Source organism: Acinetobacter sp. ABJ_C1_1, from assembly GCF_044684115.1.
GTDB classification, from domain to species: domain Bacteria; phylum Pseudomonadota; class Gammaproteobacteria; order Pseudomonadales; family Moraxellaceae; genus Acinetobacter; species Acinetobacter nosocomialis_A.
Window position 1 is genome coordinate 33,851 of record NZ_JBITPU010000017.1, and the last position, 14,073, is coordinate 47,923.

The 14,073-nt window shown below is 37.9% G+C and carries 10 protein-coding genes and 2 tRNA genes; 8 read left to right on the forward strand and 4 right to left on the reverse strand.

The window, feature by feature from the left end; translation table 11 throughout:
* Positions 1 to 13: 13 nt before the first annotated feature.
* The gene (locus ACG59Z_RS16310; protein ID WP_400200344.1) at positions 14 to 1,759 is read right to left on the reverse strand and encodes a hypothetical protein; all 1,746 of its coding nucleotides are present in this window, start codon (positions 1,757 to 1,759) and stop codon (positions 14 to 16) included.
* 197 nt (positions 1,760 to 1,956) lie between these two features.
* On the opposite strand from ACG59Z_RS16310, the gene ACG59Z_RS16315 reads away from it, so the two are divergent.
* From ACG59Z_RS16315 to ACG59Z_RS16325, 3 genes are all read left to right on the forward strand, one after another.
* Positions 1,957 to 2,745 carry a hypothetical protein gene (locus ACG59Z_RS16315; protein WP_400200345.1) on the forward strand — a complete coding sequence of 263 codons (789 nt, stop codon included), beginning with the start codon at positions 1,957 to 1,959 and terminating at the stop codon, positions 2,743 to 2,745.
* A 103-nt stretch (positions 2,746 to 2,848) separates the two neighbouring features.
* Complete coding sequence (locus ACG59Z_RS16320) at positions 2,849 to 3,262, forward strand: hypothetical protein (protein WP_272393751.1); 414 nt, start codon at positions 2,849 to 2,851, stop codon at positions 3,260 to 3,262.
* A gap of 105 nt (positions 3,263 to 3,367) precedes the next feature.
* Positions 3,368 to 3,562, forward strand: coding sequence for a hypothetical protein (locus ACG59Z_RS16325; protein WP_400200348.1), 195 nt, complete (start codon positions 3,368 to 3,370; stop codon positions 3,560 to 3,562).
* A gap of 1,011 nt (positions 3,563 to 4,573) precedes the next feature.
* On the opposite strand, the gene ACG59Z_RS16330 is transcribed toward ACG59Z_RS16325, so the two are convergent.
* Together ACG59Z_RS16330 and ACG59Z_RS16335 are read right to left on the reverse strand one after the other, a co-directional pair.
* Positions 4,574 to 4,663, reverse strand: a tRNA-Ser gene (locus ACG59Z_RS16330).
* 85 nt (positions 4,664 to 4,748) lie between these two features.
* The gene (locus tag ACG59Z_RS16335; RefSeq protein WP_400200349.1) at positions 4,749 to 6,779 is read right to left on the reverse strand and encodes an FAD-dependent oxidoreductase; all 2,031 of its coding nucleotides are present in this window, start codon (positions 6,777 to 6,779) and stop codon (positions 4,749 to 4,751) included.
* A gap of 262 nt (positions 6,780 to 7,041) precedes the next feature.
* Between ACG59Z_RS16335 and argG the strand changes: the two genes are divergently transcribed.
* On the forward strand, positions 7,042 to 8,400 hold the full coding sequence (gene argG / locus ACG59Z_RS16340; RefSeq protein ID WP_086496291.1) for an argininosuccinate synthase: 1,359 nt from the start codon (positions 7,042 to 7,044) through the stop codon (positions 8,398 to 8,400).
* A 60-nt stretch (positions 8,401 to 8,460) separates the two neighbouring features.
* Here the strand turns inward: argG and ACG59Z_RS16345 are convergent, their stop codons facing one another.
* Positions 8,461 to 9,723 carry a diguanylate cyclase gene (locus tag ACG59Z_RS16345; RefSeq protein WP_263613217.1) on the reverse strand — a complete coding sequence of 421 codons (1,263 nt, stop codon included), beginning with the start codon at positions 9,721 to 9,723 and terminating at the stop codon, positions 8,461 to 8,463.
* Between the two features lie 149 nt (positions 9,724 to 9,872).
* Between ACG59Z_RS16345 and pyrC the strand changes: the two genes are divergently transcribed.
* From pyrC to ACG59Z_RS16365, 4 genes are all read left to right on the forward strand, one after another.
* A complete protein-coding gene (gene pyrC, locus ACG59Z_RS16350; protein ID WP_087606784.1) occupies positions 9,873 to 10,907 on the forward strand; it encodes a dihydroorotase in 1,035 nt (344 codons plus the stop codon).
* Positions 10,892 to 11,554, forward strand: coding sequence for a ribonuclease T (gene rnt, locus ACG59Z_RS16355; RefSeq protein ID WP_400200353.1), 663 nt, complete (start codon positions 10,892 to 10,894; stop codon positions 11,552 to 11,554). The genes pyrC and rnt overlap by 16 nt, the downstream gene beginning before the upstream one ends.
* Before the next feature lie 18 nt (positions 11,555 to 11,572).
* Positions 11,573 to 11,648 (forward strand) — tRNA-Glu (locus tag ACG59Z_RS16360).
* Between the two features lie 193 nt (positions 11,649 to 11,841).
* Positions 11,842 to 13,956 (forward strand): TonB-dependent siderophore receptor, encoded by a 2,115-nt coding sequence (locus ACG59Z_RS16365; protein WP_400200355.1) that lies wholly within the window; start codon positions 11,842 to 11,844, stop codon positions 13,954 to 13,956.
* Positions 13,957 to 14,073 lie beyond the last annotated feature (117 nt).

The following is a 14,073-nucleotide window of genomic DNA, read 5'->3' on the forward strand; positions in this document are numbered from 1 at the left end:
TACTTGATAACTCTTAAAAGCGCAACCCAAATACCTTTAACTCTTCATCCGTTGGATCAATTTTAGTATATTCAAAACTAACGCCCTTCTCATTTGTATCAGACTCAGATACTTTCAATGTACCAAGATAATAGTGATTAACTTTAAGACCACCCATACGTTCGAATATGCAGCTATATCTAACTTGCTCTTGACTGCGTGGAATAATTCTAAAGTCTGGTTGTATATGTAGTCGCCCATATTGGGCTATTTGCTCTGCTTCTGACATTCTGAGGTAAAAATAAATTTGATTAAGTGCAATTAAATCAAGTTCCCACAAAATTATATCTTCAAAATATCGTTCGATCTCGTCACGTGATGGTTCAACGATCTCAGTTGCAGAATTTGTTTTGACTGCATCATCTGTCAATGGTGTACCCATTTCTTCTAAGAAATTTTCAGCTACAAAACTCAGCAATGATGTATTTGTATCAACCAGAAAATGCTCCAAACGTAAATACCTACTACCAAAGAGTACGGTTTTTGATGGAAAAAGTTGTAAAAGAGGACGTGGTGATTTTCGCAACTGATTTGCAAGCTGGTTATCATCAGAAAAGATTTGACTACAATGCTGTTCTAAATAACTTTGTAACAACCCTGTACTCTTTTTAAAATAAGATTCAGCAACTTGATTCTTATTTTGTCCCAATTCATCATATTTCAGGAATCTTAGAAAAGCTTCTGGTAATTGGTCAAATCTGACTAAGGAATGAATGATTTGCTTCAATAACGATGTTTGCACACTTTCATAACTTGCACTTTCAGCAATATTAAAAACATCGTAATAACAAAATGGATAATTGTGTTGGCGTTGTTTAGTACCCGAAAGTAAACTTTCTGGTTGTTGTTTGAGTATTTCCCTAATCTGAGAATCAAGCTGGACCTTATCACTTCCAGTAGACAATAGTTCATGAATTAATTCCCTCACCCTAACAAGTTTGTCTACTTCAAAAAGATGTTGTTCTGGATACTCAATAATATAAAAATTACCAAAAATTTTTTGATCCTCAAAAAGCGCATGCGACAGATTCAAACTGTAGATCGGAGCCTCAAAGTCAATAAACGGACTACGTATATTTCCTTCAGCTCTACTTTGAATCAACCCCATTTTCATAAGCTTGTTTAGGCTTTGATAAATCGATTGTTTTTTTAGACCCGTTGTCTGTCCAATTTCTGATGTACCACAACCAAGCACGACTCCGAATCTATTGCTGTATCTAAGCAAAGTAAATAGTACAAGGAATGACCTGAAATCTAACCCAGGTTGCTGGTCACCTTCTCTTTTATTAGTAATTAAGATCGTTCGAGCATGTTTGAAAAGTTGCTGCATAAGCGCAAATAAAGGAAACATTTTTTTAAGTCTTTTAATTTCGACCTTTCCTCTATCATCTCCATTCAAAATGGACTCATACATTTTGTAGGTTGCGTCCTCCATTCTTACTCTAATTTGTCTTACACGCGTCAATCTTCCACTGTACGGATAAGTGATGATGAGTAATTTATTCTGTTCCAACTCGTCTAGAACAATGCGTAGTTTTTTATGTTGTACCCCTATCAGTTGCGCCAAAACCTCAAGTGAAACATTGTCACTTTTTTGATTTCCATACAGCTGTATAAAGCGAATAAAAACCCAGAAACCATATGCAGAAAGACGACATTTTAGTTCATATATAGATTTTATGATCAACCATAGTTGAACAAGATTCTGATCTTTATTCATATTTGTTTTATTGAGTATAAGAGTACCTATTAACTATAACATAGGACATGATAGGCACAAAAACATACTAGTTTTTAAAAAATTTCATATATTAACGTTTATTTAATGAAATATTAATGTTTACTAAATTTTTTATTAATATTATATTAATGTTATTCAATTAAAGAATTTTTAACATTATCATGGCCAACAAAAAAATGTCGTTACAAGCATGGCTTGGAAAAGAGGAAAATTTAAAAATAGAGTTTTTATCAGAAGAGTTAACACTAAATAGACTAATTAGATTCACTTCTCTGCTGCTAAGTAATGGAGACAATGAGAGAATCATTTCCGAAATTCAAGTCATTCCGCCGATCTCTGAAATAGGCACTATTGATAACTTTCCTCAAGTAGGTACGATATCGATACAGTTATCAGAAACGACTTTCGATCAGCTCAAAAAGAATTTCCGAATTTTTAAATTTAATCGTCAAAATACAAAAAAGAATCGAATAAAAAAACAGATCTATTTGGATCGAAATTTACTTAAGCACCTTGAAAAATTAACAATCAACAATCAATTAGGCACATTGGAAAATTGTCTATACGACCTAGTAAATAACAATCAATTTGATTTAAAAGATGAAAAAAGAAAAAACCAGCAATTAACAGAGGAACTGAAGCTATTAAAGACCCAATTAAACCAAACCCAACAACGCATTAAAGTCGAGCAAGACAAAAATAAACTTTTAACCCAACACTACCAAGAATCAATGAATCATTTGGCCAGTTACTTTGGAAATGATTTCTTTAAATTTCTTTCTAGCCAATTTCATAACCTACTTAAAAGTGAACTAGAACAAGAAGCTTATGAACAGATATCAACATTGGACCTAGATGCTCTCATCTTAGATGAGCTACAAGCTGTAGCGATATCTCAGTTAAAAATTTACATCTCACTATTTAAGGGGCAGTTAAATGAATCTGAAGCACAACTTCAGCTATAAAAAATTGTAAAATTGACTGATACAACTTTTTTGTTTATATATCAATAATCAATTTTTAAAGGAGCAAAAATTGAGAAAACTCCAAAGAATAAGGCCTCCACGAGTGCAACTTACTTATAACGTTCAGCCACCCATCGATAAAACCCCACATAAAGCTCTACTACAAGAAATTATAAATTCTGCAATTAGTAACTTTTCTATCTATGGCAATAGCAGTGAGTTAAATTCAAAATTTCTTGATATAACCAAAAAATTCACATGTTTAAAATTATTTATACGCAACAAAGGATTCTCTAAGCTACTTAATGAATTGCCAGATAGTCAATTGGTTAAAGATAGAAAAAAGCTTATTGCCTTAGAAAACTTTCTTTTACTAATGGCTCTTAAAGTAATTCAAAAAGCAACTATAACTCCAATTTGCAACATGATTCGATCTATAGAATCTATTTTTCTACCTCTTATTTTCATAGTTATCCGTAACTTTACAATCAAGAAAAACCTATCTATCTCAGCTTGAAGGCTTTGCTTAATGTCCAAACGTATTTAATGACACGTTTGGAGGACTTTCTATGTTTATGACTTCTGAACGTGTTGACTGATCATCTTATTTAAGAGACCTATCATGTCAAAACGCCGAATCAAAAATAAACGCAAGAATAATCCAAAAAAACAAAATAAAGTTAGCCTGCAAACACAAGCAGAAATGAAGTTGGAAGTGCTAAAAATATATTCCAATGTATTTAGACTCCTTGCCCATAGCTTTTCAGGCTTTAAGTTTGTTGATTGGATTAAAAATCTAATTAAAGAATATTTTTGACAACTTTATAATCGTTAAAGTAGGGGGATAAAAACTTCTTCCCCTTACTTTCTAATTCCTTTGCTGCATTTTTCAACTTATCAAACCATGATTAAAGCTTCGGTTCATATGTTGACGATTAACCAACTGACCACCATATTTTAAAAGCAGATTTTTCTGAATATCCTGAACATGGACGGACTCATTGGATTGATGATGCTGTTCAGACCTCAACTCATCAGTATATAACTCTTCCACAATATCCAACCCCTCTTGCCCATCCTCCTGCCAAAGGCTTGCCGTGCGGCATGATGTAAAGCCTCCTGATAAAACCCAGCTGTTTAGTTTTGTAGGTCAATCTACTGGGCTGAGCTATGCTTCCTGCAAATTGAAACAATCACGTAAGATTAAGCCCATGTAATAGATTTGGGTACAATAGTTTTACCTTAGACAAAAACTTATTCTGATTTAAGTTAGGCAACTCTTCGCTTGGGCTATTTTCTTCAGGTTAATTGGGAGTCTAAAATACTCAAATATTCCTATCTATTAGATATCTTCATTTAGCTTAGGCTTCTCCTATTATCCAACTCCGAAAAACCCCAACCTTCTACGATTGACGAAGATAGTGCTATAAAAAGCCGATTACCGCCACCAAAAGGCCATGTACTATTATATTGATAGTAGGATGTTCTGAAGCTTTAAAGTTCACTATAAAACCCCCATAATGACTTCAACTATAACTGTCAGCATTACTATTTCTTATCAAGATAATTTGCAAATATCTCAATTAAAAAACAGCAAAGCTAATTATTAGCCCCCCAATACTTATAGCCAACCCTAGCTGTGCAGTACATTTATATATGAGTTTATTCTCTATGAAATAACTTAAACTCAATTTATCGATTATCCAAAGCCATCTGAATTATTCTTATTTTGGCTATTCCAATCCAAGTTTTAATGTGGGGTAGGATGAGGGGTAAAATAACAAGTAAAAAATAAGCCCTTGTAAAAACAAGGGCTTATTCAGAATTTTGGCGGAAGCGGTGAGATTCGAACTCACGGAGGACTCACACCCTCGTCGGTTTTCAAGACCGGTGCATTAAACCGCTCTGCCACGCTTCCATGTGCGTAAGAATACAAAGCTTATTCATTTTATTCAAGAAAAATATCATCGCTTTGTGTTCAAGTGCATATTGTTTCATCAATTTTACAATCGAGCAGCTAATTCTGCTCCTTCTTTGATCGCACGCTTCGCATCTAGCTCTGCTGCGAGCTTTGCTCCACCAATAATATGGTAGTTCGCTATAGTCGACTCACCTTCTTTTGGCATCAAGTCTTTTACCGACTCTTGACCTGCACACACCACGACCGTATCTACGCGTAAAAGCTGATCTTGACCATTGTGCTCAATCCAAAGCCCTTCATCAGTGACTGCTTTATATTGCACACCACGTAACATACGCACGCCATGCTTTTTAAGCTGTGCACGGTGTACCCAACCTGAAGTCTTACCAAGGCCAATACCGAGAGGTGTTGTTTTACGTTGTAGTAAATAAATCTCACGTATTGCTGGTTCAACCACAGGTGGCTGCATACCACCTTCAGAAACATAATTCGGATCTGGGTCTACACCCCATTCACGTTGCCACTCTGCTAAAGGTTGAGGCTGTGGCTGATGTGGTGGTTTAAGTAAAAACTCAGATACATCAAAACCAATACCACCTGCCCCAATCACTGCAACTTTTTGTCCAACTTCTGCACCTTGTAAAACTTGAGCATAGGAAAGAACTTGTGGTGAATTACTTCCTTCAATTTTTAAAGCACGTGGTATTACACCCGTTGCCACAATAACTTCGTCAAAACCTTCACGCTCAAGTTGCTCACGATTTACACGAGTGTTTAAGCGTACATCTACCCCTGTTTTTTGAAGCTGTACTTTAAAGTAGCGAATTGTCTCGTGGAATTCCTCTTTACCTGGTACAACCTTGGCAAAATTGAACTGACCACCTACATCTTTATTGGCTTCAAACAAAGTCACTGCATGACCACGGCTTGCCGCCACAGTTGCAGCAGACATACCTGCTACACCACCACCTACAACGGCAATACGTTTTGGCTGTTTAGTCTTTAAATAGACTAATTCTGTTTCATGGCCCGCACGCGGGTTCACTAAACAAGACACACGTTTATTTTTAAATGCGTGGTCTAAGCAGGCTTGGTTACACGCGATACAGGTATTAATTTCATCAACACGATTGGTCGCAGTTTTATTTACCCAAAAAGCATCGGCCAATAGAGGACGAGCCATTTGAATCATGTCTGCCTTGCCAGTTGCCAAAATCTCTTCGGCAGTTTCAGGCATATTAATACGGTTAGATGCAATGACTGGAATTGAAATATGTTGTTTTACATGAGCCGTGTAATCGACAAACGCTGCACGAGGTACCGAGGTTACAATGGTTGGTACACGTGCTTCATGCCAACCAATACCCGTATTTAATAAAGTGACACCTGCTTTTTCTAAAGCTTTAGCAACAATCACCACTTCTTGCATGGTGTTACCGTCATGCACAAGGTCGAGTAGCGATAAACGGAAACAAATAATAAATTTTTCGCCTACTTTGGCACGGATTGCTTTTACAATTTCAACCGGAAAACGCATACGGTTTTCGATTTCACCGCCCCAACGGTCAGTACGCTGGTTTACATGGCGACTTAGGAACTGGTTAATCAGATATCCTTCTGACCCCATAATTTCGACGCCATCATATCCTGCTTTTTTGGCAATGTCGGCACACTGTGCATAGTCTTCAATGGTGCTGAGAATATTTTTTTCAGAAAGCTGACGCGGTTTAAATGGTGAAATTGGCGATTTAATTGCTGTTGAAGACACCACAAATGGCTGATAACCATAGCGCCCTGCATGCAAAATTTGCATTAAAATTTTTGAACCATGCTTATGGACGGCATGCGTTACTAGACGATGCTGAGGAATATCAAATAAGCTATTCATAGTACCGCCAGCTGGAGCCAACCAGCCTTGACGGTTCGGAGAAATACCACCTGTCACAATCAGGCCAACCCCACCTTTTGCACGCTCTTCAAAATAAGCGGCCAGTTTTGGATAATTATAAAAACGATCTTCAAGTCCCGTATGCATGGAACCCATCACCACACGGTTTTTAATAGTGGTAAAGCCTAAATGTAATGGTTTTAATAAATTGGCGTAACTTGTCATGCTGCGTCCCAATAGTTTTTTGCAACTTGTTGCATAGTACTTTAATACTTTTTTAATAATTTTGGATGACCAAGAATTATTTTTTATTTGAGATTATGGTCAATCTACCTATACAGATGACAATCCCATATTTTATTAAATAATAAATACCAATCATAACAAGTGAATTAATGCTTTTTTTGCCAAAAAAGCACCATGAATAGTGCTACAATAGCCGCCATTCAGAATTCTCGAGACCACCTCAACGGGGTCTTTTTCATAAATGTTAGGATTAGCAATGACTGATAATGCAACTATCTTGCAGCATGTACCAGTAGGCAAAAAAGTTGGGATTGCCTTCTCCGGTGGTCTAGACACTTCAGCTGCTTTATTGTGGATGAAACAAAAAGGCGCTGAGCCTTATGCATATACTGCAAATTTAGGCCAGCCAGATGAAGATGACTACGATGCAATTCCAAAGAAAGCAGAACAATACGGCGCTGTAAAAGCTCGCTTAATTGACTGCCGCTTACAATTGGCGCTTGAAGGTATTGCTGCAATTCAGTGTGGTGCATTCCATATCAGTACAGGTGGCGTTCCTTATTTCAATACGACTCCACTCGGTCGTGCAGTAACAGGTACTATGCTCGTTACTGCAATGAAAGAAGATGACGTAAACATCTGGGGTGACGGTTCAACTTATAAAGGTAACGATATTGAACGTTTCTATCGTTATGGTTTGTTGACTAACCCAAATCTTAAAATTTATAAGCCTTGGTTAGATCAAAACTTTATTGATGAGCTTGGTGGCCGTGCAGAAATGTCACAGTTCCTCATCGACAACGGTTTTGACTACAAAATGTCAAAAGAAAAAGCGTACTCAACTGACTCAAACATGTTGGGCGCGACTCATGAAGCAAAAGATCTTGAATACCTAAATGCTGGTATCAAAATCGTTGACCCAATTATGGGCGTTGCTTTCTGGAAAGAAGAAGTTGAAATCAAACCAGAAGAAGTCACTGTACGTTTTGAAGAAGGTGTACCAGTTGCATTAAACGGCCAGACTTTTAACAATCCGGTTGAACTTATTCTTGAAGCAAACCGTATTGGTGGTCGCCATGGTTTAGGTATGTCTGACCAAATCGAAAACCGTATTATCGAAGCGAAATCTCGTGGTATTTATGAAGCACCGGGTATGGCCCTTCTTCATATTGCTTACGAGCGTTTGGTTACAGGTATTCATAACGAAGATACAATCGAACAATACCGCATTAATGGTCTACGTTTAGGTCGTTTACTTTACCAAGGCCGTTGGTTCGACTCTCAAGCACTTATGTTGCGTGAAACTGCACAACGTTGGGTTGCTAAAGCGATTACTGGTGAAGTGACGCTTGAACTTCGTCGTGGTAATGACTACACCATCATGAACACTGAATCTCCAAACTTAACGTACGAAGCTGAACGTTTAACTATGGAAAAAGGCGATTCAATGTTTACGCCAATGGACCGTATTGGTCAATTGACTATGCGTAACCTCGACATTACCGATACACGTGCAAAACTTGGTATCTATACAGATGCTGGCTTGCTTTCAATCGGTCAAGGTTCTGCAATCCCTCAATTAGACAGTAAGAAAAAATAATTTTCTTATAATGTCAAAAAAGCCACCTCTATAGGTGGCTTTTTTATATTTAAAGTTAAGTTAGGCAATTTCTGCAACTTGTAACGGTTGATAGTAAATTTGATTACGGCCAAGTTGCTTTGCCCGATATAACGCCTGATCCGCTGCATGAATTAAGTTATCTTGTCCCATCTTTAATCCGCCCGTATATACGGTGAACCCTAAACTGATAGTGACATACTTCGACACTAACGAAGCGGCATGAGGAATAGCTTGCCGTTCAATGGCTTTATAAATATTTGCTGCCACTGAATAAGCACCCTGTGCAGGTGTTTCAGGTAATAGTACGACAAACTCTTCACCCCCATAACGCGCAACAAAATCGACATGACGAATCGAATTTTTAATTGCAGAAGCAATAGATGAGATGACTTTATCCCCCATCTGATGCCCATAAAAATCGTTATAGTTTTTAAAAAAATCAATATCAATAAATAAAACAGCTAAAGGACGTTTCTCTTGATTTGCTCGGTAATAGAAGAAATCAAACATTTCATCAAAGGTACGACGGTTTGAAATTTGAGTCAGCGCATCTTGCTGACTTAAATGCAGTAGTTCAGATGCTTCTATCCGTAAAATCTGCTCATTAATTTCAGCAAGTTGGTTATTTAAAAAAAGACTTCGCTCTCTTGAGATGAGCATCGTGCTAATTGAAAAACCTAAAATACAAGTACCAAATAAAGCACGACCCAGCGCGATATAATCACAATTTACGTTTAATAAATTAAGAAAAACAAAAACTAGTATTGCTGCGGATAAACCTACATACAGCATATGGAGTGGTTTGATCCCGCTTAAGATAAACCCAAGCATATATAAAAAAGAAAGAAGCAACATCGACTGATTTTTAAGTGCCATATTTCCAACACTCAGCAACAACATAGCACTCGTAATAATGCTAAAGAAAACGATGCCGCAGGCCGCAAAATAAAAGTGCTCAGAAAGTTTTTTGAATCTGGCAAAAATCCAAAATAGTAAAAGTGCGAATGCAATATTCATAGCACTTAATACACAATGGACAAAGTCCAAAGTAATATAAGGCTTGCCTATCACTAAGTAGTCGGTTGGAAGGGCTAACAAAATAAAAATTAAATAAGTGAGCACACCACTTGCCAGAAACTTCGAAATATTTTGCCGAGTACGATCAAGATTTAAACACCAGAATTTTTTTTCTAGTTGTGTTGGTAAAGGCATATTGGCGTAACGATGGGTATGTAGAGTGACCAAGTACTCGATTTCTTCTTTAGATTTGAGTAATTGATGGACATTTCCCCTATTCGCCACTAGTCGATTCCTACATATTTCGCGTTAACAAAATATAACATTAATTTTTAAAGCTCCCTGCGCTTTATTTTGCCATTTGTCCGTAATTCTCGTTACCATTTTCACACTTTATCGATTATCATTTGTTTTATTTCGAAGTTTGAACTGCCTTGAACTCTATTACCCTGCTCCAGCCAGATGATTGGCATGCACATTTACGTGATGGTTTAGCATTAAAACGTACTGTTCCAGATTTGGCTAAACAATTCGCTCGCGCGATCTGTATGCCTAACCTTGTGCCGCCTGTAAAAACAGTAGAAGAAGCTTTAGCTTATCGCGAACGCATTCTTGCTCATGTTCCAGAAGGCAATAATTTTGACCCTCGTATGGTGCTTTATTTTACTGATCACACTTCACCAGATGAAGTTCGTAAAATTAAAGAATCAGAACATGTAAATGCAATTAAACTTTACCCAGCGGGTGCGACCACAAACTCAGACAATGGTGTGAGTGATATTCGCAAAGTTTATGCAGTTATTGAGCAATTAGAAGAGCATCAAGTGCCGTTATTGCTTCATGGTGAAGTGACTCACAATCATGTAGATATTTTTGATCGTGAAAAACGCTTCCTAGATGAGGTATTATCACCATTATTGAAACAGTTCCCGAAACTTAAAGTTGTGCTTGAACACATCACAACAAGTGATGCTGCGCACTTTGTTTTAGAACAAGACCGTAATGTTGCAGCAACAATCACTCCTCAGCATTTATTATTTAACCGTAATGATATGTTGGTTGGTGGTATTAAACCGCACTTTTACTGCTTACCAATTTTAAAACGTCAAACACACCAAACGACTTTACTTGAAGTGGCGACAAGCGGTAATCCTAAGTTTTTCTTAGGTACAGATAGCGCCCCTCATGCACAAAATGCAAAAGAGAATGCTTGTGGCTGTGCAGGCTGCTATAGTGCACCAAATGCAATTGAGCTTTATGCACAAGCATTTGACCAAGTCGGTAAATTAGAGCGCCTAGAAGGTTTTGCTAGCCATTTTGGTGCAGACTTCTACGGTCTACCGCGTAATACTTCTACCATTACTTTGGTTAAAGAAGATAACCTCGTTCCAGAATCTTTTGATTATTTAGATGATCAAAAAATTATCCCGCTGCATGCCGGGAAAACGCTGCAATGGAGAAAAGTGTGACACAAGAAAATTCTGTCCCGGTCATTGGCCAACGTTTTCGTGGCTTCTTACCTGTTGTTGTCGATGTTGAAACGGCAGGTTTTAATGCCCAGACAGATGCATTGCTAGAAATCGCGTGCATTCCAATTGTGTATGATGCTCAGGGACAATTTGTCCCTGGTCATGCATTTCATGCACATATTAACCCTTTTGAAGGGGCTAACCTCGATCGCCGTTCGCTCGACTTTATTGGTATTGATCCATTCAATCCAATGCGTATAGCAATGGCTGAGGATGAACGAACTGCCTTACGTCGCATTTTTAAATCGGTCAATGAAGTTCGTAAACAACAACATTGTACTCATGCAGTACTTGTAGGCCATAACGCGCATTTTGATCTTGGTTTTTTACAAGCAGCAATTGCACGTACAAGCACGAAAAACCAAAATCCATTCCATAGTTTTTCAGTCATGGATACGGTTACGCTAAGTGCCGTTATGTTTGGACAAACTGTGCTTGCTAAAGCATGTATTCAAGCTGGAATTGAGTTCGATGGTAAAGAAGCACACTCTGCTTTGTACGATACTCAGAAGACTGCTGAACTGTTTTGCTATATTTTGAACAAACTGTCACCTTACCTCCTTGACAGTTTGGTGGCGGCTTCTTAAGATACCGCCATCCTCAACGTCCCTATCGTCTAGAGGCCTAGGACATCGCCCTTTCACGGCGGTAACCGGGGTTCGAATCCCCGTAGGGACGCCATATTCTTTCTACAAAGAATCATCGCTTCAAATTATTTTATCTCACTTCAAATTTTATCCATGAGATAAGTTTCTTATTTTTTAATAAAATACACTTGTGCAAATTTATCACTGATTCCATATTCCTTTTACACACAGTTACATTATAATAATTCTTATTTTTATACTGATATTTATTATCAACAAGGTTTTAAATGGATCTTAAGCTTCGCCTCCTCTCCCTGAGCATTGCTCAACTATGCTGTATCTCCTCTGCTTTTCCAGATGCAGACACTTCTTCAACTACTCTTGCCACTATTAAAATTAAAGCCCAACAGGCATCAGATCAAACGTATAAAGTTGATAGCTCAAGTAGTGCTACACGTAGTAAAATTGCTTTAAAAGATACCCCTCAGTCGGTCAGTGTGGTCACCCAAAAAGTAATTGAAGATATTGGTGCTACTCGTTTAATTGAGGCGCTTGATTTAGCTGGAGGCGTTAGTCGTGCTAATAATTTTGGTGGTCAAGGTTTAACAGGTTTTAACCTCCGTGGCTTTACCAGTGGCGAGTTTTATCGAAACGGATTTCCAATTAACCGTGGTTATCCAAATGTCCCAGATAGTAATACTATTGAACGCATAGATGTTTTACGTGGCCCCTCTTCTAGCTTGTATGGCCGTGGTGACCCAGGCGGTACTTTTAACTTAATTTCTAAAACACCAAAGTCTGAGCAACAAACCACTTTGGGTGCCCAGCTCAACAGTGAAGGTTTATATCGCACCACTGTAGACACGACAGGCACTATTCCAAATGCAGAAAACGTTGGCTATCGCCTCAATGTGATTGCAGAAGGTGGCGATAGTTATCGCGACAATGTCGAATCTAAACGTTACGGCATTGCTCCAGTCATTCAATGGCAAGCTTCAGACGCGACTAAAGTTACCTTCGAAGCCGATATTTTAAGAAACCAGCATCCGCTTGATCGTGGACAAACACGCTATGCAGGTCAGAAGTCTTTTATTAGTTCACCAGACACTTATTTATGGGAAACGGGTAAAGATAACAACCGACTTTACAATGACAACAATATGGCTCAATTACGAGTTGAACACGAGCTTGGAAATGACTGGAAGCTCAATGCTGGTGTGCAATATTTAAATGGCAAGTTACATGGCTATGCAGTAGAAGCAAATGGAATTCAAAAAGACGGGGAAACGCTAGGTCGAAATTACAACTACCGTGAACTAAAGTGGCAAGATACCGATGCTCAAATTAATCTCACAGGCAATTTCCAGCTTTTAGGTTTAGCCCATACTTTAGTGACTGGGCTTGAATATGAAAACTATGATTATAAGTCCTACATTATTCGCTCAAGTGGAGATGTCGGTAGCTACCCTATTAATATCTACAACCCTGTTTTAGGGCAGCCTCTGCCTGAGCTTTATCGGGTAACCACACATGACCGTGAAAACTTAAAAACAACTGCCCTTTTTTTACAAGACCAAGTCGATTTAAATGAGCGTTTAAGCGCGCTATTAGGCTTACGTTTTGAACATTATGAGCATGACTATAAGAACCTATTACCTAATACCGCGAATTGGAATACCAGCCACAATGCCTTTATTCCACGTTTAGGTTTAGTCTATAAAGCCAGTGACGATCTTTCCATCTACAGTAATGCTGCAAAATCTTTTAAGCCAAACACTGGTGCTAGCCGTAATGGAGACGGGTTTGATCCTGAAGAAGGTTTAGCTTACGAGTTAGGCTTTAAATGGCAAGCACTTGATAATATGTTATCGATTGATTCTGCTATTTTTTATGCCAACAAAGAAAATGTCTTAACCCTAGATCCTGTTGATTCAGCCTATAAAGTAGCAGCAGGTAAAGTTCGTAGCCGTGGTATAGAGTTAAATATTGCAGGACAAATTACACCTGCTTGGAAAATTATTGGCGGCTATGTCTATACAGATGCAGAAGTAACTAAGGACAATAGCCTGCAAAAAGGAACAGCTCTAGCCAACATTCCAAAAAATAGTTTTAATCTTTTAAATATCTATGAATTTCAGGATGGGCCTTTACAAGGGTTAGGTTTAGGTATCAATCAGAAATATATTGATAAACGTGCAGGTCAAACGGCCAATAGTACCTACATCATGAAAGGCTATGCGGTTACCGACCTCGTGTCTTATTATCAGGCAACGCCAAAATTACGCCTTAACTTAGATGTGAAGAACATTTTTGACAGAGTTTATGATGAAAGTGCTTTCAATTTATATGCCTATCCTGGTGAATCACGTACTGTTCAATTAGGTATAAGCTATACGTTCTAAATTAAAAGAACCAAACATCAGCTTTTTACCGTGTAAGATCTCACTAGGGATAGCAGTCATTAAGAAAGCCACTGTCTAAAAATACAGTGGCTTTTATTTTCTCATATAAAATATTAT

Excerpts from the sequence above, each read along its gene's own strand:
- ACG59Z_RS16310 (WP_400200344.1), bottom strand. The coding sequence starts at position 1,759 with ATGAATAAAGATCAGAATCTTGTTCAACTATGGTTGATCATAAAATCT.
- ACG59Z_RS16315 (WP_400200345.1), top strand. The coding sequence starts at position 1,957 with ATGTCGTTACAAGCATGGCTTGGAAAAGAGGAAAATTTAAAAATAGAG.
- ACG59Z_RS16325 (WP_400200348.1), top strand. The coding sequence starts at position 3,368 with ATGTCAAAACGCCGAATCAAAAATAAACGCAAGAATAATCCAAAAAAA.
- ACG59Z_RS16335 (WP_400200349.1), bottom strand. The coding sequence starts at position 6,779 with ATGACAAGTTACGCCAATTTATTAAAACCATTACATTTAGGCTTTACC.
- argG (WP_086496291.1), top strand. The coding sequence starts at position 7,042 with ATGTTAGGATTAGCAATGACTGATAATGCAACTATCTTGCAGCATGTA.
- rnt (WP_400200353.1), top strand. The coding sequence starts at position 10,892 with ATGGAGAAAAGTGTGACACAAGAAAATTCTGTCCCGGTCATTGGCCAA.
- ACG59Z_RS16365 (WP_400200355.1), top strand. The coding sequence starts at position 11,842 with ATGGATCTTAAGCTTCGCCTCCTCTCCCTGAGCATTGCTCAACTATGC.